We start from the raw sequence: 20,929 nt of genomic DNA, 5'->3' as shown, positions 1-20,929 counted from the left end.
GGGCGATGCAGAACCCGTTCACCTGGGCTGGCTTCGGGCAGTGGGCATTCGCCGCATCGGCGTTTGCTTTCCTGCTGCTCGTCGGCTGGCGCTGGGATCGGCGCAGGCGGGCCCACGAACGGTCTGGCCTTGCCGAGATCGTCGCATTTACGCTGACCGCGTTATGGGCGCTGGTGGTGGCGGGGATCGGCACGGATACGCCGCTGGGGCAGTTGTTCGAATCGTTCCGCAGTCTGGGTTGGCTTGGCCTTGCCTTCGCGCTGTTCACTCGCGATGGGCGCGATGCCAGCGTTGCGCCCATTCGCCCGATGATGGCTGCGCTGTTGTTCGTCGAACTCCTGCAACCGCTGTTGTTCATGATGACATTGCGCGATGGCACGAATGCCGCGGCGCTAGGCATGATCTTCCACATTTCGGTGCTGTTCCGCCTGCTGGTGGCAACGGGCGCGCTGGTGCTGGTGCACAACCTTTATGCCGGTGCGATGGCGCAGCAGCGTGCGGCGCTGCGCTGGACCTGTGCGGCAATGGCGATGATCTGGGGTTACGACCTCAATCTCTACACCATCGCCTATCTGGCGCGCGCGATGCCGCCGGAACTGGCGGCGCTGCGCGGGCTGGCTCTGATCGCGGCGTCGGCGCTGCTGGTGATCGGCGCAGTGCGTGGACGGTCGGCGCTGCGCTTCTCGCCTTCACGCGCAGTGGCGTTCCAGTCGCTGTCGCTACTGGTAATCGGCGCCTATATGCTGGTGATGGTCGGCGCGGCGCAATCGCTCGCATTGCTGGGCGGCAATTCCAGCCAGCTTGCCGAGCTGGGCTTCGTCTTCGTCAGCAGCGTACTGATCGTCGCCATCATGCCGTCGAGCCGGGTGCGTGGCTGGCTGAAAGTCATGTTGGCCAAGCATTTTTTCCAGCATCGCTATGATTACCGTGCGGAATGGCTGCGTTTCACACGCACTATCGGGCGTGCCGGAGCGCAGACCCCACCGCTGCATGAGCGTGTGGTGCAGGCCCTGGCCGATATTACCGATAGTTCAGCGGGTTTGCTTCTGGTCCCGGCAGAAAGCGGCGAACTGGTGCTTGCCTCACGCTGGCAGTGGCCGACGGCTGACGTTCCTGCCGAAGCGCTTGCGCCGGATCATGTGGCGTTCTTCGAGAAGCACAATTTCATCGTAGACCTTGATGAAGTGCGCGCCGGGATCGACTTTCAGGGTGAACGCGCGGTTGTGCCGGAATGGCTGTGCGAGGAGCATCCAGCATGGGCGCTGGTGCCGTTGCTGCATTTTGATCGGCTGGTGGGTCTGGTCGTGTTGGGCCGCCCGCCGGTGGCGCGCAAGCTGGACTGGGAGGACTTTGACCTGCTGCGCGTGGTGGGGATGCAGCTTGCCAGCTACCTTGCCGAAAACGCGGGGCAATCTGCGCTGCTGGAAGCGAGCAGGTTTGACGAGTTCAACCGTCGCATGGCGTTCGTCATGCACGATATCAAGAACCTTGCGAGCCAACTCAGCCTGCTTTCGCGCAATGCCGAAAAGCACGCCGAGAACCCTGCGTTCCGTGCCGATATGCTGATCACGCTGCGTAATTCGGCGGACAAGCTCAACGCCTTGCTGGCGCGTCTTTCGCGCTATGGTGGAAGCAGCGGTGAGCGGGTGGAGGACGTTGATGCGGGCGAGGTAATCCGCGCCGTGGCGGAGCGTTATAACGCGCCGGGATCGCTGCGGGTCCATCTCGTTCATCAAGGCGCGTGCCGTGTTCTGGCCAATCGCGAGGCGCTGGAGCAGGTCCTGCTGCATCTGGTGCAGAACGCGATTGACGCCAGCCCGGAAGGTATGGCGGTGTTCCTGCAGTGCCATGTCGATGGCATCAACGGCTGCATCGAAGTGGTCGATACGGGGTGCGGCATGAGCGCGGATTTCATGCGCAACCGCCTGTTCAAGCCGTTCGTTTCGACCAAGCCGGGCGGTTTCGGCATCGGCGCATTCGAAGCGCGGGAGATGGTGCGGGCTATGCGCGGCAAGCTGGAAGTGGAAAGCAGGGAAGGCTTGGGAAGCCGCTTTGCCGTCCGCCTTCCGCTGGCCGCAGCACAGTCTTTGATCGAATCCATAAAGGGTGATGGCGAGCCTTCGGGCGGCGGCACCCGTGGCAAAAAGGTAGCATGATGAGTGATTCCCAGACCTCCAAGCGGCCCGGTCAGCGCCCGGTGCTGCTGATCGTCGAGGATGATCCGGGCCTGCAGGCGCAGCTCAAGTGGTCTTACGAGGATTTTGACGTGTTCATCGCAGGTGACCGCGCGACTGCGCTCACGCTCCTGCGTTCGGAAGAACCTTCGGTCGTCACGCTTGATCTGGGCTTGCCGCCCGATCCCGATGGAACGACCGAGGGCTTCGCCGTGCTGGACGAGATCATGGCACTGCGGCCCGAAACCAAGGTCATCGTTGCCAGTGGCCACGGCGCGCGCGAATCCGCGCTGAAGGCCATCGAAAAGGGCGCCTACGACTTCTATCAGAAGCCGGTGGACATCGATGCGCTGGGCCTGATCGTGCGGCGGGCGCTGCACCTATCGCGGATCGAGAGCGAAAATCGGAACCTTGCAACCCGCGCGACGTCTGACAACAAGGTGCTTGGGCGGATGATCACCGCTGCGCCCGAGATGATCAAGGTGGCCCGCACGATCGAGCGCGTGGCAAATACCAACGTTTCGGTCATGCTGCTGGGAGCCAGCGGCACTGGCAAGGAACTCTTGGCCAAAGGCCTGCATGATGCGTCGGGCCGTGCCAGCGGATCGTTCATTGCGATCAACTGCGCCGCGATCCCGGAAAACCTGCTGGAAAGCGAGTTGTTCGGGCACGAAAAGGGCGCGTTCACCGGCGCGGTGAAGACCACCGAGGGCAAGATCGAACTCGCCAGTGGCGGCACGCTGTTCCTTGATGAAGTGGGCGACATCCCACTGCAGTTGCAGGTAAAGCTGCTGCGCTTCTTGCAGGAGCGCACGATTGAACGCATTGGTGGGCGGAAATCGATCGAGGTCGATACGCGCATCGTCTGCGCCACGCACCAGAACCTTGAGGCCATGATTGCCGACGGGCGTTTCCGCGAGGATCTGTTCTATCGTCTGGCCGAAATAGTGGTGCGCATTCCGGGACTGGCCGAACGTCCCGGTGATGCCACCTTGCTTGCCAAGACGTTTCTGATGCGCTTTGCCAAGGAAATGAACCCGCAGGTGAAGGGGCTGGCGCCCGATGCACTGGCGGCAATTGATGGTTGGAACTGGCCAGGCAACGTGCGCGAGCTAGAAAACCGCATGAAGCGTGCAGTGATCATGGCCGATGGCAAGCTGGTGACGGCTGCCGATCTCGATCTGCCGGGCAGTGGGGGCGAGGAAACGTCACCGCTCAACCTCAAGACCGCGCGTGAGGCGACCGACAGGAAGATCATTCGCCATGCGCTGGCGCGCAGCGAAGGTAACATTTCCAGCACCGCGCGCCTGCTCGGCATCAGTCGTCCGACATTGTATGACCTGCTCAAGCAGTACGATCTTCAGAGCTAGGGCCTTTGTAGCGGTCTGCGCTGTCCTCGTGCTGGCCGCAGGGCCAGTGCGTGGCGATGCGCCGCCCGATGCGCTGGCCAAGGCCCGTGCGGCGCTGGCCAAAGGCGATGGCATCGCCGCCGAAGTGCCGTTGCGGCTGGCGTTGCAACGCGGACTGGCAGCAGATGCCGCACGGGCTGCATTGGGTGAAGCCCTGCTGCTGCAAGGCAACCGCCGCGAGGCGCGCGAGGTGCTCTATGCTGGCGATTTTGCGCCGGAAAGTGCGGCGCGTGGCTGGCAGATGCGCGGGCGGTTGGAGATGGCCGAGAGCAGGCTGGTAGAGGCCGGACAGGCGTTCGATCAGTCCTATCGCCTCAACCGGAACGACGCTTCGCTGTGGACCGATATCGGGCGTTTGCGCTTTATCGGTGGTGAACATGCGCAGGCGATCGAAGCCTCTGAGCGTGCGGTAAAGCTCGGGCCGAATGACCCGCGTGCGCTTGAGTTGCGCGGTCTGCTGATCCGCGAACAATTTGGCCTTCAATCCGCGCTGCCCTGGTTTGAAGCTGGGTTGCGTATCGCACCCAACGATCCGGGTTTGTTGGGTGAGTATGCCGCAACACTGGGCGATCTTGGTCAGTATCGTGCCATGTTGATCGTCTGCCGCAAGCTTGCAAAGGTCGATCCTGGCAACGCGCGCGTGCTGTATCTGCAATCTGTGCTGGCCGCGAGAGCAGGGCAGACGACGTTGGCCCGCAAGATCCTGTTGCAGGCAGGCGGAGCGCTGCGCGACATGCCTGCCGCGATCATGCTGAATGGCATTCTCGAATATCGGGCGGGCAACACCAATCTTGCTGTCGAGCACTTTGACCGGCTGGTGCGTTTGCAGCCCGACAATCTTCAGGCGCGAATGATGCTGGTGCGAGCGTTACGCAGCCGTAAGCTGGATGCAGAGGCTGTTCAGGCGGCGGGCGTGTGGCCCAATCTGGAACTGGCTCCGCCCTATCTTTTGCAAATCACCGGTGAATCACTTCGCGCGCAGGGCCGCAAGGCCGAAGCAGCCGCGATGGCCGAGCGTGCAGAAATGGATGGTCAGAAGCCGTCTGAATTTCTTCCTGCCGGGCAACCGCTGGGGGTTCTGGCTATCGGCTATAACGACGCGCCCAATCTGGCGAGTAATGCCGTTCCTTATATCCGCGCGTTGATCGAAGCGGGTGACGACGGAACGGCGATTGCTGTGGCGGATCGATTGAAACTGGCCAATCCGGGCGCTGCCGAAGCATGGCTGCTGGCAGGCGATGCGCGGCTGATTGCCAACGATGCACTGGGCGCGCTGGATCAATATGGGCGTGCGGCGTTGATCCGTTTCAACCTGCCCACCTTGCAGCGCATTGATCACGCCATGCGGCTGCTGGACCGTGATGCCGATGCCAATTCGGTGGTGGCGCGTTATCTGCGGCAGAACCCCGGCAGCCCACAAGCGTTGAAGCTGCTGTCAAATGGTCGCGCGGCGGTGGGTAACATGGCCGGGGCAGAGCGTATCGAAGCGGCGCTGGCTGCGCGAGGGCTTCGCAATCCGTCATAGTTTTGCGCTCGACAGCATCTGATTGGCCGCTTACTCCCAATTCAATTGAACGATTAAATTGGGAGTGAATGATGGCTGGCGCGCTGGAGGGGCTTACCGTACTCGAATTTGCCGGGATTGGTCCGGGGCCTTTTGCCTGCATGATGCTGGCCGATCATGGCGCGCGGGTGATCCGCATCGACCGCCCGGTCAAGGCCGCGCGCGTGGGCGACGAAGGCGGCCGCGATATCCTCAATCGCAATAGGGAGCGCATCGAACTCGATCTCAAAGATCCGGCAGCAATTGCGCAAATTCGCGAAATGGTGAAGCAGGCTGACGCGATCGTCGAAGGCTATCGTCCCGGCGTGATGGAACGGCTTGGCCTTGGACCGGACGTGCTGCTGGCCGACAATCCCAGGCTTGTCTACGGACGCATGACCGGATGGGGGCAGGATGGGCCGATGGCTCCACTGGCGGGCCACGACATCAATTACATCGCACTGGCAGGGGCTTTGCACAGCTTCGGGCAGGCCGGTGGGAAGCCGCAGTTCCCGGTGAACCTCGTCGGGGATTTCGGCGGAGGCGGGATGCTGATGGCGTTTGGTGTCATGGCAGCGGTGTTCTCGGCGCAACGCACCGGTAGCGGGCAGGTTGTCGATTGCGCGATGGTCGATGGCGCGGCGATCCTTTCGGCCATGACCTACACGTTTTTGGGGAACGGTCGCTGGAAGGACGAGCGCGGGGTTAACCTGCTCGATGGCGGCGCGCACTTCTATGACACCTATGAAACCAGCGATGGCAAATATGTCTCAATCGGATCGATCGAGCCGCAGTTCTATGCGCTGCTGCTGGAAAAGACCGGGCTGACGAATGATCCCGATTTCGCCCCGCAAATGGACCCGCGCGTCTGGCCCATGTTGAAAGAGCGGCTGACGAACCTGTTCCTGACAAAAACGCGCGACGAATGGTGCGCGATCATGGATGGCACCGACATCTGCTTTGCCCCGGTGCTGAGCCTGCGTGAAGCGCCGCAGCATCCGCACAATGCGCAGCGCGGAACGTTTGTTGAAGATCAGGGCATGGTCATGCCCGCGCCTGCGCCGCGCTTTATGGGAACGCCTGCGCCCCAGCCATCGCTGGCGGGGCGCAGCGCCACTTGATCTCAGTCCGCCCGGACGGCAGCGTCAAGTTCGCCGTCCGGGTACTTGCGCTTGTGGCGGACCGACCACCACAGCGAAATACCGATAAGCGCGGCGCCGATCAGGCCGGTGATCGTTTCGGGAATGTGGAACTTCGCTGACAGCAGCATGATCGCGCCGAGCGCAATGATCGCCCAGAACGCGCCATGTTCAAGGAAGCGATATTCCGAAAGCGTGCCCTTCTTGACCAGCATGATCGTCATCGAACGGACGAACATAGCGCCGATGGACAGGCCAAGCGCAATGATCACCATGTTGTTCGACAGGGCAAAAGCCCCAATGACGCCATCGAAGCTGAACGATGCGTCGAGTACGTTGAGATAGAGGAACCCGCCAAGACCCGAACGTACCACAAGGCCCGCCGCCTTCTGCGCTTCGTCGCGCATTTCAAGGATCGTGCCGAGCGCTTCGACCGCGATGAAGGTGACAAGGCCCAGTACGCCCGATACCATGAAGGTCAGCGCATCTGCCTCTGACAGCAGCAGCGAAATGCCGTAGATCGCCAGCAGAAGCAGTGCGATTTCGGCAGCCTTGACGTTGGATACCAGCGCGAGCTTCTCTTCCACCCACTTGATCCAGTGGACTTCCTTTTCGCCGTCGAAAAAGAACGACAGGCCGACCATTGCGAGGAATGCACCGCCAAAGCCTGCAATCCCGACATGAGCGCTGCTTACGATCTCTTCATAGCGTTTGGGATCGTTGAGCGAGAGGTTCAGCGCTTCGACGGGGCCAAGTCCCGCAGCAATTGCCACGATGGCCAGAGGAAACACGATGCGCATCCCGAACACGGCGATGATCATGCCCCAGGTGAGGAAGCGCTTCTGCCAGACCTCGTCCATTTCCTCCAGCACGGCGGCATTTACCACCGCGTTGTCGAAAGACAGCGAGATTTCGAGGATCGACAACACGAACACGATCCACAGCAGAGACATCGTGCCGCCTGCCGTGCCGGTCTGCATCCAGCCATAGGCCACCGCGAGCGCGAGGCAGACCAGCGTGAAAAGGATCGATCCCTTGTAAAAGCGCAGCAAGTTGGAATTCCCCTGTTTGACTCAGCAGCGCTTACTTGGGTTGGTAGGTCTGTTCAATGCCGGGGAAGCTGCGGTCGCGCACTTCCTCTGCATAACGGGCCGCCGCGCCCGAAATGGTATCGGCGATATTCTCGTAGATCTTCACGAAGCGCGGCACACGTTCGAACATACCAAGCATATCTTCGGTCACCAGTACCTGCCCATCGCATTGCGCTGATGCGCCGATGCCGATGGTGGGGCACGGGACGGCCTGGGTGATGGCAACGGCAATGGGTTCGACCACACCTTCGATCACGATGGCGAAGGCGCCTGCATCAGAAAGCGCCCTGGCATCGCCCACGATCTTGGCAGCCTCCGCCTCACTCCGCCCGCGTGCGTTATAGCCGCCAAGCACGTTGACCGCTTGGGGGGTGAGGCCGACATGGCCCATGACGGGAATACCGCGTGCAGTCAGGAAGGCGACCGTTTCCGCCATCGCTTCGCCGCCTTCAAGCTTCACCGCTGCGCAGCCGGTTTCCTTCAACAAGCGTGCTGCGCTTTCGAACGCCTGCACGGGCGATGCTTCGTAAGACCCGAACGGCATATCGACCACGACAGCCGCGTGATACGATCCGCGCACCACTGCAGCGCCATGTGCTGCCATCATGTCGAGCGTGACTGGCACGGAAGAGGGCAGGCCATAGATCACCTGGCCCAGCGAATCCCCCACCAGAAGCAGATCGCAATGCGCATCCAGCAATTGGGCCTGCCGTGCGGTATAGGCGGTGAGCATGACCACGGGCTGCGCAGTTACGCCGTCCTTCTTGCGCTGGCGGATCGCGGGGATCGTCAGCCGCTTCATCGGCGCAGGCGTGGGGTTGGCGCGACTGGTGGCCGTATCGAGCTGGAAGGTGGTGGACATAAAGGCGTATCCTTGCGGCACATCAGGCTTCTAGAGGGGGCTTCTGGCAGGCACCTGCTTCTAATGGCTCGTTGCAAACCCGCAAGACCGGTGCACCTTTGATGCAAGGCTGGGGAAAAATGGCTTGCGCGCAGGGTTGTTCCCGCTAGCTTCGCGGCCATTAGCTGGTTTCGGACGCAACCGTTTCAGGTCTGGTGCCGAACCAAGGCGGGAGAATTTCATGTTCGGTCGCGTCAAACCGCTCGACGCCATTCTAGCAACTGCAGAAAAGAAATCGCTGCATCGCTCGCTCGGTGCTTTCCAATTGACCATGCTCGGTGTTGGTGCCGTGATCGGAACCGGCATTTTTGTGCTGACTGCCGAAGCCGCGCAAAAGGCCGGGCCGGGTATGATGATCAGCTTCATCATCGCCGGCTTCGTTTGTGCCGTAGCTGCGCTGTGTTACGCGGAAATGGCATCAATGGTGCCGGTATCCGGCTCTGCCTATACCTACAGCTATGCCGTCATGGGCGAACTGATCGCGTGGATGGTTGGTTGGGCGCTGATCCTCGAATATGCCGTGGCGGCCGGGGCGGTCAGCGTTGGCTGGTCCGGTTATGTCGTCGGCCTTATCGAGAATGCGTTCAGTATCGACATACCCGATCTGTTGGTTCGCGGACCCTATGATGGCGGGCTGGTCAATCTTCCAGCCATGCTCATTGCAGGCCTCGTAACCTGGCTGCTGGTCATCGGCACCAAGGAAAGCGCCACGGTCAACGCGGTGCTGGTGGCGATCAAGGTTTCGGCGCTGACCTTGTTCATCATTCTGGCTCTGCCGGTCATGAATATGGAAAAGTTCGAACCCTTTGCGCCACTGGGCTTCGGCGGCATCGGTGCGGCTGCGGCCTCGATCTTCTTCGCCTATGTCGGGTTCGATGCGGTTTCGACCGCTGCGGAAGAAACGAAGAATCCCCAGCGCAACATGCCGATCGGTCTGATCGGCAGCCTTGCCATCTGTACCGTTTTCTATCTGCTGGTTGCCGCAGGCGTGATCGGTTCTGTCGGTGCGCAGCCGCAGATGGCGAACGGCATCGGGTTGGAACCGGGCAGCGCCGAACTCACTGCGCAGTGCGCCGCAATCGCCGATCAGGCAGTGGTCTGTTCGAAGGAGGCGCTGGCGTGGACGCTGCGTGAAATCGGCTGGCCGCAGATCGGCAACCTCGTCGGCCTTGCCGCCGGGCTTGCGCTGCCATCGGTCATCCTGATGATGATGTTCGGCCAGACTCGCATCTTCTTTGTGATGAGCCGCGATGGCCTGCTTCCGGCCTCGTTTTCGAAGATCCACCCGCGTTACAACACCCCGCACGTGATCACGATCATTACCGGCGTGTTCGTGGCGCTGTTCGCGGCGTTCTTCCCGGTAGGCTTGCTCGCCAACATCTCGAACTCGGGCACGCTGTTTGCTTTTGCTGCAGTATCGATTGCAGTTCTGGTCATCCGCCGTCGCGAGCCGGGCCGTCATCGTCCGTTCCGCACGCCTGCGATTTATCTGACCTCGCCGCTGGCCTTCCTTGGCTGCGCCTACCTGTTCTACAAGCTGGATGAGAAGAGCCAGTTGCTCTTTGTGATCTGGGCAGCCGTGGGACTGGTCGTCTATTACGCCTACAGCCGCAGTCGCAGCCATGTGGGCCGCGGGATCGTGGAAGTGCACGAAGCCGATGCAGACGCGCCGCCGCAACCGGTTCCGCCGATCGACTGATCTGGCGTTTGCGCAAACAGAAAGAGGGCCGCCCCGTAAGGAGCGGCCCTTTTCTTTTTTCCCAATCGGTTTTGGGAGGGGCAGAGGCAATGCGGTTTACAGCGTCGTTTCGGTAAATCCGCCCTTGACGTCGTTGGTCACATCCATGCCCAACGCCATCTTCGCCGTGCCGATTATTCCCATTTCGCCCGCCCAGATCGATGCGTCTCCAAGATCCATGCGCATGAACAGCAGGTTGGGCGAATTCGGTCCGCCCGGAAACCACGCCTCGACGAAGTTGTTCCACTGCTTTTCAAGCCGCGCCGGATCGGTTTCCTCGACCAATATCCCATGAAAACGGGCGAATACGTCGTGCCCTTTGGAGGAGAATGTGGCGGTCGCGCCGCCCATAGTTGCGAAGCGGTTATCGCGGCTGGTAAAAAACCAGATCGCACTGTTGGCGTCCTTGTCGAGCTGAGCCGTCATTGGTGCTGCTGAATCCGGATCATCGTCAAGCTGCAGCATGACGTAGGGCGAAGATGACATCGCCTTCCAGAATTTCTCGCGCAGTTCCTCGGGATTGCCTTGGTCGTACTTCATCGCAGAATAACCTTTCCTATCCTCGTGTCGTGCTTTGAACGGGGCGAGACAGGGCTGGTTCCCCCGGAGTTCTCAGCCCGCTTATGCACAATCGGGCAGGCGCTTGATGAAATGGACATCGGGACTGGCATCGAGATCAAATAGAACATATAATGAACAAATGTCGCAGCTTACCGTTCTTGAACGTCTTGAGATCCTTGCCGATGCCGCCAAATACGATGCGTCCTGCGCGTCGTCCGGCACTGCCAGGCGCGATAGCAAGGGGGGGAAGGGCATCGGTTCGACCGAAGGGATGGGCATCTGCCACGCCTATGCGCCCGATGGCCGCTGCATTTCGTTGCTCAAGATTCTGCTGACCAACCACTGCGTGTTCGATTGCCACTACTGCATAAACCGCAAAAGCTCGAACACCCGCCGCGCGCGCTTTACGCCGCAGGAGGTGGTGGACCTCACGCTGTCCTTCTATCGTCGCAATTATATCGAAGGGTTGTTTCTCTCATCGGGCATCGTCAAAAGTTCCAGTCACACGATGGAGCAATTGATCGAAGTTGGCCGTATCTTGCGGGAAGAACACGATTGTCGTGGCTATATTCACCTCAAGACCATCCCCGAGGCCGATCCCGAACTCGTCGCGCAGGCGGGACTCTATGCCGATCGTGTTTCGATCAACGTCGAACTGCCGACAGTCGCAGGCCTCACGCGCCTCGCTCCCGACAAGTCTGCTCCTCAGATCGAAGGCGCGATGGGATCGGTGCAAGAGGCGATTGTCGAGGCGAAGGATGCGCACAAGCGTTTTCGCCATGCGCCGAAATTCGCACCGGCCGGACAATCCACGCAGATGATCGTGGGCGCGGACGCCGCCACTGATGCCGATATCGTTGGCCGTGCCAGCACGCTCTATGATCGCTTCCGACTGCGGCGCGTCTATTACTCCGCATTCAGTCCGATTCCTGATGCGAGCGCTGTTCTGCCGCTCAAGCGTCCGCCGCTGATGCGCGAACATCGATTATACCAGTCAGACTGGCTCATGCGCTTCTATGGTTATGCGCCGCACGAAGTGCAGCAAGCTGCGGACATGGATGGGATGTTGCCGCTCGACATCGATCCCAAGCTGGCATGGGCACTGCGCTTTCGAGGGGATTTTCCGGTAGACGTGAACCGCGCGCCGCGTGAACGATTGCTGCGTGTGCCGGGGTTGGGGGTAAAGGCCGTGAATGCGATGGTCGCGGCGCGTCGGCAACGTCGGCTGCGGCTTGCCGATGTTGGCAAACTCACCGTTTCGCTGGCCAAAGTCCGTCCGTTCATCGTTACGGAGGACTGGCGGCCGGTGCTGCTGACTGACAGAGCCGATTTGCGCAGCCTTGTGATGCCCGCAACGCGCGCCACCCAGCTTGAACTGTTCGCATGATGCGCTCGGCCGACGCCCTGCTGACCGATGTGTATCGCATATCGCTGCCTGCACCGGATGATTTTGAATTCTGGCGGGAAGCGGCGCGTGGAATGATCCGTGTTGGCATTCCGGCAGATCGGATCATATGGGAATCGCCCGCCGATCAGGCGATTGACTTGTTCGCACAAGGGGAGCGCGCCCTGCCGCCTCCTGCTGCCGACGCACCGCAGCCACGGGCATCGCGCAACTTCCTTCAACTTGCCCAAAGTGTCATCCTGCATTCTGATATAGAACGCTTTTCTTTGCTCTATCGCACGCTCTGGCGGCTCCAGTCGCGGCCACGCCTGATGGAGGATAAAGCTGATCCCGACGTGCGCCGAATGGAAGATCTGGCCCGGCAAGTGCGGCGCGACATTCACAAGATGCGCGCTTTCGTGCGGTTCCGCGCATTGGAGGATGAAGGCGATGAACATTACGTCGCGTGGTTCGAACCGGAATATCACATCCTGCGCGCCAATTCCGGGTTCTTTGTGCGCCGGTTCACGACCATGCGCTGGTCTATCCTTACACCGCGCGGGGCGCTGCATTGGGATGGCAACGCCTTGCATGAAGGCCCGCCCGCCACGCGGGCTGATGCCCCGTCAGGCGATCCGGTCGAAGCGCTCTGGCGCAAATATTATGCGTCGATCTTCAATCCTGCGCGTCTGAAGGTCGGTGCAATGCTCAAGGAGATGCCCCGGAAATACTGGAAGAACATGCCCGAAACGGCACTAATTCCCGAACTGATTGCAGGGGCGCAGGCGCGCGAGGCGCAGATGGTAAACGCGGGCTCACAGGATTTCGGTGAAACACCACAGAGCCTTGAAGCAATCTATGCAGGCATTGATGCCTGTCGCCGCTGCGACATTGGCTGCAATGGCACCCGTGCTGTGATGGGTGAGGGGCCGCATTCAGCCGCGCTGATGATCGTCGGTGAACAGCCGGGCGACGTCGAGGAGGAGCAAAGCCGACCCTTCGTCGGCCCTGCCGGACAACTGCTCCGTGCGCATCTTGAAAAAGCAGGCATCCCGGAACAGCGGGCCTATATTACCAATGCGGTCAAGCATTTCAAGTTTACCCCACAGGGCAAACGCCGACTGCACCAGAACCCCTCCGCCAGAGAAATCGACATCTGCCGTTGGTGGCTGGATGGAGAACGCTCGTTGGTAAAGCCCAAACTCGTCCTTGCGTTGGGGGCGAGCGCAGCGCGCAGTTTGCTGGGCAAGACGATAAGCGTGCAGAAGGTGCGCGGAGAGCCGCATGTCCTTGATGACGGAAGCGAGTTGTGGATCACCACGCACCCGAGCTATCTCCTGCGCCTGCAGGATCGCGGGCGCGAGGAGGAAGAAGCAAAATTTGCCAATGATTTGCGCAAGGTTTCTATCAGGCTTTCGAATCTATCGCGATAGCTCCGCGATCATGTCCTGAGCCGTTCGATCCCCTGTGCCAGTGCAACGTAGAGCTTGCCCATGTCGGACGACAGCAGGGTTACGCCCAGTGCATTGCCATCGCGCGTAGAGAGCAATTGACGAAGCATCGACTCGAAGTCGTGGATGTAGCGGTTCACATGTTCGCGGAACTCGCTGTCGCTTTCGTAATGCGATTGCACGGCTTTCGCGTCGGCGTTTTCCAGCAGTGTCACTGCGCGCCGGGTGAAAATGCCGCGATCGCCGCGCAAGTAAGAAGCCCAGGCCGTTTCCGAAACGTCGCTCGACAGCGCTTTGGCGATGTCGATTGCCGAGGAATTGAGCGATTCGGTGATCAGTGCGGCACGGCGGGCAAAGTCGTTGTTGACCTGTTCTTCCGCCTTCTCCCGCGCCCGGCCAACGCGCGCTTCAAGATTTCCGGCCAGTTCGTCCACCTTGGTCAGTTGGTCACGCATCTGGATCGCTGTTTCGCGGCTCGCCGACGATGCTGCATCGATAGCCTCTTCAAGCCTGCCGATCAGTTCCGCGGCGCGGCCCTGCAGCACGCGCGCGATTGCGGCGCTGCTCTGTTCGCCAAGTCGTTCCGCAACTGCTTCCACATCGCTGGCCGTGCTGTTGCGCAAGTCCTCGCCGGCCCTTCCTGCGGCCTCGGTCAATAGGGCAACTGCGCCGGTCAAACGCTGTTCGATGTCTGTCGAAAGGGCAGAGCTTTCAGCCTTCGCCGCTGCCAGAAGATCGCGCAGCGCCGCAATCCGCGCTTCTCGCTCGCTGGCTTCGTCGGCCAGCAGCTTCTGGGCCTGTTGCAACTCGTTGATCGTTTCCGATAGCTGCGTGCGCGCACCACCGACGGTTTTGGCCAGATCGCGGCCACCGTCACCCGCCTCGCGCAAGGTGTCACGCAGGGTAAATACGCGGTCCTCCAGCCCCTTGAGGCCGGCTTCTGTGCTGCGCAACGCTTCGGGAATCTGGGTGCGCGTGTGATCACCACCTGCCTGAATCAGTTCAAGCAAGCGCACGGCGGAATCCGTCAACTCGCCAATTTCAAGGTCAGTACCCGAAAGGGCATGGCGCATTTCGGCAAGCCTGTTGTTCAGCGCACCTATGGACGTGTCTATAGTTGCGGCCGCTTGCACGCCTTCCTCACCTGAACTGGCAAGAAGAGCGGTGAAGCTACTGACTTTCAGACCAATTTCGTAAAAGCGCTGGGCAAGGCTGTCGGCCTCGGTGGCTTGCAATTTGCGCTGCGCATCGATTGCAAGGTCAAGCTCGGCCAGTTTTGCGGCAAGAGCTTCGGCAGCGTTGGCGGCGGCCTGCTCCATTGCTGCACGGCGCTGGGCGATGGCCTCGTCAATTTCACCAAGTCGCTGGTCCAGAACGGACTTTTGCTGTGCAGCGTTTGCCTCTGCGGAAGTGCGGCGCTGGGCCAGTTGTTCGTCCAGATTGCGCGCTTCCTGCCCCAGTTGCGTGTTCAGCGTGCGAGCCGCATCCTCGAACCGGGCGAGTTGTCCGCGCGATTGCGCCAGAAGTGCTTCGTGATCGGCAGCGATGCGGGTCAATGCCTCACGTAGCGCGGCGATATGCGCATCACTGCGTTCGCGCCAATCGGCAAGAGCGGCCTTTTCGCTCTGCTGCATCAACCCGGCTTGTTCGGCGCTGCTGCGGGCAAGTGCTTCAAAGCGCCCTTCGGCAAGAGTGGCAAGGTTCTCCGACGATTTGGCGAATTCGGCCACCGCAGTCTCGATCCGCTCACGCACGGCACCGACCTGCCGTTCGCTTGCCAGCCCGAACTCGTTCAGCCGCTGGAAGCCCGAAACCAGTTCCTCAAGCTGCAGGTGCGCGGTGCGCCCCGCATTGCCGATATTGTTGGTCACATCCTTGGCTGCGTTGGCGATCACCGGCAATTGTCCGCGCAGCTTGTCCATATTGTCGAGCGCGGCAGCCGATACATCGGCGATGCGATCCACTTGCGCACCGTTGCGACCGACCAGTTCATCCAGTCGCGCGCTGCTCGATGACAGACGCTCTACTGCAACCCGGCCCAGCGATTCGAGATCGCGGCCTTGCGCGGCGATAAAATCGCGCGCCAGCGACAGTTCGGTGTTGATCGAGACGAGCCGCTTTTCCAGCGCGCCCGATTCGCGCGAAAGCGAAAGCGCCACATCGGCAAACCGGTGTGCTTCGCGGCGGCTCGTGCGGATCACGAGCAGCAGTATTACCAGCACCAGCAGGACCGGCACCGACCATTGCGTGATCCACCAGGCCCACTGATCCGGGGCGATTGCCTCATGCTGGCGGAGAATCACGGCCCACAGGAAAAACCCTGTCCAGCCTGCGATCGTCAGCCAGCCCAGAGCTGGGGCTACCCAATCGAGATTGCGGCGCGGGTGGTCTTCGGCCCTGTCGTCTTGGGTGCTGTCGTCCTCGGCCAGCCAGCGCTCGCCATGCTCTTGAGGAGGCGTAGGGTCATTGCCGTGCGAAGCGGGAAGGCCAGCTTCTTGCGGAAGCAACAGCGAGCCATCCGGCGCTTCCGCCCCGGAAACGCTGATATCATCGGTGTCCGTTGCTGCACCGTCGAGCGAAATGATCCGTCGTCCCCCATTCATTCGCATTGCATATCACGTTTTCGTGGCAGTCATAAACCCTGCCTTAACGCTTCGCCGCATAGGCCGTTCTCATGGCCTACGAAGGTGACTCGCTCGACGCCAATCTCGCTGCTGCCGCAGGGCACGATCCTGATCTGGTGCGCGAACTGCGGACGGCTTTCCTTGAAAGCGCGGAACACCATATCGATCTGCTGGGCCGTGCGCGTTGCGACGGTAACTGGGAGGTTGCGGCGATGCGGCTGAAAGGCCTTGCCGCCAGTTTTCATGCAGATGGCTTGCTCGCTCTGGCTGAAGAAGCTCTGGAAACCGTGCCTGGCGATCCTGCGGTCCTGCGCCGCCTGCGCCAGATGCTGGACGATCTCGCCGTCAATCCCTGACAAGTTTTGCCCTGCGCTTGGCAGCGTGGCCCCCAGCCCCTAGGGTATGGATCAGGAGGCAGACGTTTGCGGGTCGCAGTTCTATCGCTGATCGAAGCCGCCGGCGCTGAAACCGGCGCGCTGCGGGGTTACCTGCCGATTGGCGGGCGCTCACTGCTGCGCCACCAGATCGGCCTTGCGCTGTCGCTGGGTGCCCGGCGTATCATCGTCATGGCCGAAGCGATCAGCGGCGAACTGGTGGCGCTGCAGCATTTTGCCGAATCCGGCGGGGCGCAGTTTCATGTCGTGGCCACCGCGCGCGCACTGGTGCCGCTCCTTGCCCCTGAGGATGACGTTATCGTGCTGGGCGATGGCCTGCTGGCCATGCCCGATACCCTGCGCGAACTGATCGAAGCGGGGCCGGTCGTTCTCACCCTGCCGGTGGAAACCGCATTGCCGCTGGGTTTTGAACGAATCGATATCAACCACGCGTTTGCCGCAGCCATGCGCTTTCCGGGCAGGATCGCCGCCGGGCTGGCAGACCTTCCACCCGAATGGAATGCACAGTCGGCCCTGCTGCGTCTGGCGGTGCAGGGCCGCGTTGCCCAGCGCAATGTTCCGGCTGCTTTGCTTGACGATGGCCGCTGGGGTATCCTGCGCGATGAAGACGAAGCCCATCTGGCAGAACGGCGATGGTTGCGTCTGCACACCCGCTTCGCAGGGGCGGGAGACGCAACCCCCGGAGAGCGTGCGGCCATTGCCTTGGTCGATCGGTTCGGACCGGCCATGCTCCATGCGGGCACGCGGCCCGCGCTGGTCGGTATTGCCGCCGGCGTGCTGGGGTTGCTGGGTGGCGGAGCCGGATGGCTTGGCAATTTCGCAATCGGGTTCGTGCTGATCGGTCTTGCCTGGCTGGTTGAACGGATCGCCAGCTTGCTGGGGCAAGTGGAGCGGGATTCCCTGCTCGCTTCAGGGATTGCGCGGCGTGGCGTGGCGCTGTTCCATCTGTTGATCGATGCCGGGTTGATAACGCTGGCCGGCTGGCGCAGCACCTTGCCTGATGTGCCATCGGTGCCGACGGGTGCAGGCTTTTTCGCGCCGCTGCTGCTGGTTGGCGGTGCGCGTTTGGCGGTCCTGGTCCTGCCTCAACGCCAATGGGCGCGCTGGATTTCGGACCGTTTGGCCATCGCCGTGCTGCTGATGGGAGCAAGCGTGTTCCTGCCGTTCGACGCTGCCATCGGCGTTGCGGTAATCGCGCTGTTCGGGGCTTGCCTGTTCACGCTTCAGTTCGGCACGATTCCAACCGAAACGGGGCCAACCGCAGGGGCTGCGCCTAACCTGCAGTTAACCACTCGGCAGTAAGAGCTTCGCATGGCCACGACTGCATCTGCTGGGACATTTTCTGCGGGTTCCGATCCCGAAGCGATCGAAGGCTTGCTGCGCCGCGATCTGGCCCATGCCGATCAGGCCATGCACCACATGGGACCGATTCTGCGCCACCTGCTGCAGAACGATGATCGTTCGATTTTCAGCGACGAAATCATCGCCCGCGTGCGCGGTATGATTGCCGATGTGGCACGTCAACTGGTGCAGGCGATGGGTGAGGCTGCCGGGCACACCGATGCCGCAGCCTGGGCGCGTGAGGCGGGACCGGGCCTTGCCGAAATGCTCGCTGCCACCCAGCCGCTGCTCTATCATCTCCACATGCTTGCGGTCGAATGGCAATTGACCGACAAGTTGCAGGGCAGGCTCGCCATCGATCCGGTGCTGACTCCGCTGCTGCAGGATATCATCGCCTCGCCTGATCCAGATCTGGCTGCTCGTGGCATGAACCTTCTGGCGGCACAGGCCCGTTTCGGTCAGCAAGTGCGCCGTATGCAGATCCCGCTGGCCGAACTGCCCGCCGATCTTCACGAAATGGCCTTGGCCACGATGAAAGCCTATGTCGCTGGCGATGCTGCCGGAGAGGCTGCAGCCGAACAGGCAGAACTGGTTCTGCGTCAGCGTCGTGCGGTTGCCGCCTCGCGTCTCGATCTGCTTGATCACATTGTTTCCGCGCTTGGGGCTGACCGTGCTGGCGCGCTCCGGCTCGATCACGCAGGTACTGCCATGTTTCTTACCGCGCTTGCCCGCGCTTCGCGGCTCGCCCGTGAAGCAGCGATCATGAGCACGACCGAAAGCCAGATGCCGCGCCTTGCGCTGTCGCTGGTGGCCGCAGGCGTGCGCCGGGATGGCGTGGTCGCCACTTTCGCCGCGCTACATCCCGAAATTGCCGTGCCCACCGGGATCGAAGGTCTGGATTCCGACCGCGCGGCTGCTCTTCTGGCCCATGTCCCGGTGGGCGTGGACGCATGATCAGGCCAAGCATGACATGACCGCCGCAGGGCCAATTCGCGCCCGGACTGACGCGGCAGACCGTCTCGTCGAGGCTGATGAAGCGCTGGCAGGGCTGCAAGCGCGCCTTGGCGGTGCCTATCCCGGCACTATCGCCATCCCGGCGTTGCTCGCGCTTGTGCGCAAGGCACGCTCGACGAACCTCTCGCTCATCGCGATGATCGCGGTGGAGGATGAAGGCCAGCCGCTGTCCTTCCGCGCCCATGCCTGCCCAACCGACAGTGGTACGCATATCGAGATTGCCGAATGGCGCCTTGCCGCAGGCGCCTGGGCGGCGGACGGTAATGGGCCTGATGATATTGCTCTGCTCCGCCAGTTGGCCGAAGCGCACATCGTGCTCGATGCCGAACAGCGCGTGATTTCCGGCCTCATCGATGGTCCCGATCTTCATCTTTTGGCAGAGTCGATCCATCAGGGTTTTGGCCGCTACTGGACTGATCTGATTGCCGTGGAAGGCAGTAGCCACCAGTTACCGCTACACTGGCGCTTGCTGGACGACGCATCGGTCAGCATCGAAGGCTCAGCTCGACGCTGGAAGGCCCGCTTGCTCCCTATCCGTGGTGGTGGCTTTGAATTGCTGCTGGTGGCGCAAACCGTTCCCGTGCAACCTGCGCCATCGGCCCCGCAACAGGCGGGCATGGCACAACTTGATTGGAAAGGCCTGCTGGGCCAAAACCTTGCGCCTGCATTGCGCGTGCCGGTCAACCGCATCGTCGCCAATGCCGAAACGATCCGCACGCGCCTCGCCGGGCCGATTGCCGAAAGCTATGTCGGCTATGCGGGCGATATTGCTGATGCGGGGCGCCATCTGCTCTCGTTGGTAGAGGATTTGGCCGATCTCGAAACGGTCGAGGATGAGCATTTCGTTCCCGCGCCTGATCACATCGATCTTGCCGATTGCGCGCGGCGTGCGGCGGGCATTCTTGGTGTGCGTGCGCAGGAGCGGAGTATTGCGCTGGCCCTGCCGCCCGAAAGCGCACTTGCCCCCGCCGTGGGCGAATTTCGCCGGGTGCTCCAAATCCTGCTCAACCTGATCGGCAATGCCATCCGCTATACACCGGGTCACACCACCGTGCGCATCGAAACCGGCTGCGAACGTGGGCTGGCATGGATCGCGGTGGCGGATGAAGGGCAGGGGATCCGCTCTGATCAGGCCGCGCGCGTGTTCGAAAAGTTTGAACGCCTTGGCCGCAGCGGCGATGGCGGCAGCGGCCTCGGCCTCTACATCTCACGCAAGCTGGCCCGCGCAATGGGCGGAGAGCTTTCGGTAGAAACCGCGCAGGGTGGCGGTGCCCGTTTCGTTCTGTGCCTGCCCGCCGATAACACCGCACAGATGTCTGCGCTGGGATAGACTTTTCAGGTCAGCGGCGTTTGCCCGCGCGCCATAGCGCCAGTGCACCCAGCACCATCAGGCCTGTGCCGATATAGGCCCACTGCGTTTGTGCCAGCATGAAGCTGGATGCGGGCCACATGATCAGGCCTAACCCCTGACCGGTCCACAGTGCGCCCATAAGAAGGGCCGCGATGCCGATAATTCTGAGAATTGTCGTCATCGCGGCCTGCTCCTTTTTCGTATCAGTCAATCAGCGCTGGCTCAGCGGCACGTAATCGCGCTGCGTCGGGCCGGTGTAGAGCTGGCCCATCCGGTTTCTCCTGAGAGAAACCGGCAACCAGACTCCACCCAGCGCCACACTACCTCAACGCTGGCTCAGCGGCACGTAATCGCGCTGCGTCGGGCCGGTATAAAGCTGGCGCGGACGCCCGATCTTCTGGCCTGGATCGCTGATCATTTCGTTCCACTGCGCCACCCAGCCCACGGTGCGGGCAAGAGCGAAGAGCACGGTGAACATCGTGGTCGGGAAACCGATCGCCGAAAGGATGATGCCCGAATAGAAGTCCACGTTCGGGAACAGCTTCTTTTCTGCGAAGTAGGGATCGCTCAGCGCGATTTCTTCAAGGCGAAGGGCGGTTTCGAACAGCGGATCCTGCACGTTCAGCGCCGCGAACACTTCGCGCACGGTCGACTGCATCACAGTCGCGCGCGGGTCATAGTTCTTGTACACGCGGTGACCGAAGCCCATCAGACGGAACGGATCGTTCTTGTCCTTCGCACGGTCGATGTAGTGCTGGATGCGGTCGGGCGTGCCGATTTCCTTGAGCATGTTGAGCGCGGCTTCGTTCGCGC

General features: G+C 61.5%; 17 protein-coding genes. 11 read left to right on the top strand and 6 right to left on the bottom strand.

Annotated features, from left to right (window positions below; all coding sequences use genetic code 11):
- The first annotated feature begins 5 nt into the window (after nucleotides 1-5).
- The 4 genes from prsK (at nucleotide 6) to ACOVQ0_RS11770 (ending at nucleotide 6,247) form a co-directional block, all read left to right on the top strand.
- Entirely contained in the window at nucleotides 6-2,156 is a 2,151-nt protein-coding gene (prsK, locus tag ACOVQ0_RS11785) for an XrtA/PEP-CTERM system histidine kinase PrsK (protein WP_421884663.1), read from the top strand.
- Nucleotides 2,153-3,544, top strand: a complete 1,392-nt coding sequence (gene prsR / locus ACOVQ0_RS11780; protein ID WP_421884660.1) for a PEP-CTERM-box response regulator transcription factor — start codon at nucleotides 2,153-2,155, stop codon at nucleotides 3,542-3,544. The genes prsK and prsR overlap by 4 nt, the downstream gene beginning before the upstream one ends.
- Before the next feature lie 28 nt (nucleotides 3,545-3,572).
- Nucleotides 3,573-5,108: a tetratricopeptide repeat protein gene (locus ACOVQ0_RS11775; protein ID WP_421884657.1), complete on the top strand. Its 1,536-nt coding sequence runs from the start codon at nucleotides 3,573-3,575 to the stop codon at nucleotides 5,106-5,108.
- Nucleotides 5,109-5,179: 71 nt separating this feature from the next.
- Nucleotides 5,180-6,247 carry a CaiB/BaiF CoA transferase family protein gene (locus ACOVQ0_RS11770; protein WP_421884655.1) on the top strand — a complete coding sequence of 356 codons (1,068 nt, stop codon included), beginning with the start codon at nucleotides 5,180-5,182 and terminating at the stop codon, nucleotides 6,245-6,247.
- A gap of 2 nt (nucleotides 6,248-6,249) precedes the next feature.
- On the opposite strand, the gene ACOVQ0_RS11765 is transcribed toward ACOVQ0_RS11770, so the two are convergent.
- Together ACOVQ0_RS11765 and panB are read right to left on the bottom strand one after the other, a co-directional pair.
- Nucleotides 6,250-7,317, bottom strand: a complete 1,068-nt coding sequence (locus tag ACOVQ0_RS11765) for a DUF475 domain-containing protein (protein ID WP_421884652.1) — start codon at nucleotides 7,315-7,317, stop codon at nucleotides 6,250-6,252.
- A gap of 31 nt (nucleotides 7,318-7,348) precedes the next feature.
- Nucleotides 7,349-8,218, bottom strand: a complete 870-nt coding sequence (gene panB / locus ACOVQ0_RS11760) for a 3-methyl-2-oxobutanoate hydroxymethyltransferase (protein ID WP_421884649.1) — start codon at nucleotides 8,216-8,218, stop codon at nucleotides 7,349-7,351.
- 220 nt (nucleotides 8,219-8,438) lie between these two features.
- Here panB and ACOVQ0_RS11755 point away from each other — a divergent pair, with 220 nt between their 5' ends.
- On the top strand, nucleotides 8,439-9,956 hold the full coding sequence (locus ACOVQ0_RS11755) for an amino acid permease (RefSeq protein WP_421884646.1): 1,518 nt from the start codon (nucleotides 8,439-8,441) through the stop codon (nucleotides 9,954-9,956).
- Nucleotides 9,957-10,052: 96 nt separating this feature from the next.
- Here the strand turns inward: ACOVQ0_RS11755 and ACOVQ0_RS11750 are convergent, their stop codons facing one another.
- A complete protein-coding gene (locus ACOVQ0_RS11750; RefSeq protein WP_421884643.1) occupies nucleotides 10,053-10,535 on the bottom strand; it encodes a pyridoxamine 5'-phosphate oxidase family protein in 483 nt (160 codons plus the stop codon).
- A 160-nt stretch (nucleotides 10,536-10,695) separates the two neighbouring features.
- Between ACOVQ0_RS11750 and ACOVQ0_RS11745 the strand changes: the two genes are divergently transcribed.
- Both ACOVQ0_RS11745 and ACOVQ0_RS11740 read left to right on the top strand, forming a co-directional pair.
- A complete protein-coding gene (locus ACOVQ0_RS11745; RefSeq protein WP_421884640.1) occupies nucleotides 10,696-11,943 on the top strand; it encodes a putative DNA modification/repair radical SAM protein in 1,248 nt (415 codons plus the stop codon).
- The gene (locus ACOVQ0_RS11740; protein WP_421884637.1) at nucleotides 11,940-13,373 is read left to right on the top strand and encodes a UdgX family uracil-DNA binding protein; all 1,434 of its coding nucleotides are present in this window, start codon (nucleotides 11,940-11,942) and stop codon (nucleotides 13,371-13,373) included. Before ACOVQ0_RS11745 ends, ACOVQ0_RS11740 begins: the two co-directional genes overlap by 4 nt.
- Nucleotides 13,374-13,381: 8 nt before the next feature.
- Here the strand turns inward: ACOVQ0_RS11740 and ACOVQ0_RS11735 are convergent, their stop codons facing one another.
- Complete coding sequence (locus ACOVQ0_RS11735) at nucleotides 13,382-15,994, bottom strand: hypothetical protein (RefSeq protein ID WP_421884634.1); 2,613 nt, start codon at nucleotides 15,992-15,994, stop codon at nucleotides 13,382-13,384.
- Nucleotides 15,995-16,065: 71 nt separating this feature from the next.
- Between ACOVQ0_RS11735 and ACOVQ0_RS11730 the strand changes: the two genes are divergently transcribed.
- The 4 genes from ACOVQ0_RS11730 (at nucleotide 16,066) to ACOVQ0_RS11715 (ending at nucleotide 20,095) form a co-directional block, all read left to right on the top strand.
- Complete coding sequence (locus tag ACOVQ0_RS11730; protein ID WP_421884631.1) at nucleotides 16,066-16,371, top strand: Hpt domain-containing protein; 306 nt, start codon at nucleotides 16,066-16,068, stop codon at nucleotides 16,369-16,371.
- 66 nt (nucleotides 16,372-16,437) lie between these two features.
- Nucleotides 16,438-17,712, top strand: a complete 1,275-nt coding sequence (locus ACOVQ0_RS11725) for a hypothetical protein (protein WP_421884627.1) — start codon at nucleotides 16,438-16,440, stop codon at nucleotides 17,710-17,712.
- Nucleotides 17,713-17,721: 9 nt separating this feature from the next.
- Complete coding sequence (locus ACOVQ0_RS11720; RefSeq protein ID WP_421884624.1) at nucleotides 17,722-18,705, top strand: hypothetical protein; 984 nt, start codon at nucleotides 17,722-17,724, stop codon at nucleotides 18,703-18,705.
- Entirely contained in the window at nucleotides 18,680-20,095 is a 1,416-nt protein-coding gene (locus ACOVQ0_RS11715) for a sensor histidine kinase (protein ID WP_421884621.1), read from the top strand. Before ACOVQ0_RS11720 ends, ACOVQ0_RS11715 begins: the two co-directional genes overlap by 26 nt.
- 10 nt (nucleotides 20,096-20,105) lie before the next feature.
- Here ACOVQ0_RS11715 and ACOVQ0_RS11710 read toward each other — a convergent pair whose 3' ends face one another.
- Together ACOVQ0_RS11710 and ACOVQ0_RS11705 are read right to left on the bottom strand one after the other, a co-directional pair.
- Complete coding sequence (locus tag ACOVQ0_RS11710) at nucleotides 20,106-20,297, bottom strand: hypothetical protein (protein WP_421884618.1); 192 nt, start codon at nucleotides 20,295-20,297, stop codon at nucleotides 20,106-20,108.
- Between the two features lie 144 nt (nucleotides 20,298-20,441).
- Nucleotides 20,442-20,929, bottom strand: a 488-nt coding sequence (locus ACOVQ0_RS11705; RefSeq protein WP_421884614.1) for a citrate/2-methylcitrate synthase, incomplete at its 5' end; no start/stop codon positions are given.

The sequence above is a fragment of the Novosphingobium sp. genome, assembly GCF_049240505.1.
Taxonomy (GTDB): domain Bacteria; phylum Pseudomonadota; class Alphaproteobacteria; order Sphingomonadales; family Sphingomonadaceae; genus Novosphingobium.
Note: the sequence above shows the minus strand (reverse complement) of the source record. Positions and strands in the feature narration are given on the sequence as shown.

What these genes read in the sequence shown, in the direction of transcription:
- ACOVQ0_RS11720 (WP_421884624.1), top strand. Translation starts at nt 17,722, where the DNA reads ATGGCCACGACTGCATCTGCTGGGACATTTTCTGCGGGTTCCGATCCC.
- prsR (WP_421884660.1), top strand. Translation starts at nt 2,153, where the DNA reads ATGATGAGTGATTCCCAGACCTCCAAGCGGCCCGGTCAGCGCCCGGTG.
- ACOVQ0_RS11710 (WP_421884618.1), bottom strand. Translation starts at nt 20,297, where the DNA reads ATGACGACAATTCTCAGAATTATCGGCATCGCGGCCCTTCTTATGGGC.
- ACOVQ0_RS11730 (WP_421884631.1), top strand. Translation starts at nt 16,066, where the DNA reads ATGGCCTACGAAGGTGACTCGCTCGACGCCAATCTCGCTGCTGCCGCA.
- ACOVQ0_RS11755 (WP_421884646.1), top strand. Translation starts at nt 8,439, where the DNA reads ATGTTCGGTCGCGTCAAACCGCTCGACGCCATTCTAGCAACTGCAGAA.
- panB (WP_421884649.1), bottom strand. Translation starts at nt 8,218, where the DNA reads ATGTCCACCACCTTCCAGCTCGATACGGCCACCAGTCGCGCCAACCCC.
- ACOVQ0_RS11740 (WP_421884637.1), top strand. Translation starts at nt 11,940, where the DNA reads ATGATGCGCTCGGCCGACGCCCTGCTGACCGATGTGTATCGCATATCG.
- prsK (WP_421884663.1), top strand. Translation starts at nt 6, where the DNA reads ATGCAGAACCCGTTCACCTGGGCTGGCTTCGGGCAGTGGGCATTCGCC.
- ACOVQ0_RS11750 (WP_421884643.1), bottom strand. Translation starts at nt 10,535, where the DNA reads ATGAAGTACGACCAAGGCAATCCCGAGGAACTGCGCGAGAAATTCTGG.
- ACOVQ0_RS11715 (WP_421884621.1), top strand. Translation starts at nt 18,680, where the DNA reads ATGTCCCGGTGGGCGTGGACGCATGATCAGGCCAAGCATGACATGACC.
- ACOVQ0_RS11735 (WP_421884634.1), bottom strand. Translation starts at nt 15,994, where the DNA reads ATGAATGGGGGACGACGGATCATTTCGCTCGACGGTGCAGCAACGGAC.
- ACOVQ0_RS11745 (WP_421884640.1), top strand. Translation starts at nt 10,696, where the DNA reads ATGTCGCAGCTTACCGTTCTTGAACGTCTTGAGATCCTTGCCGATGCC.
- ACOVQ0_RS11770 (WP_421884655.1), top strand. Translation starts at nt 5,180, where the DNA reads ATGGCTGGCGCGCTGGAGGGGCTTACCGTACTCGAATTTGCCGGGATT.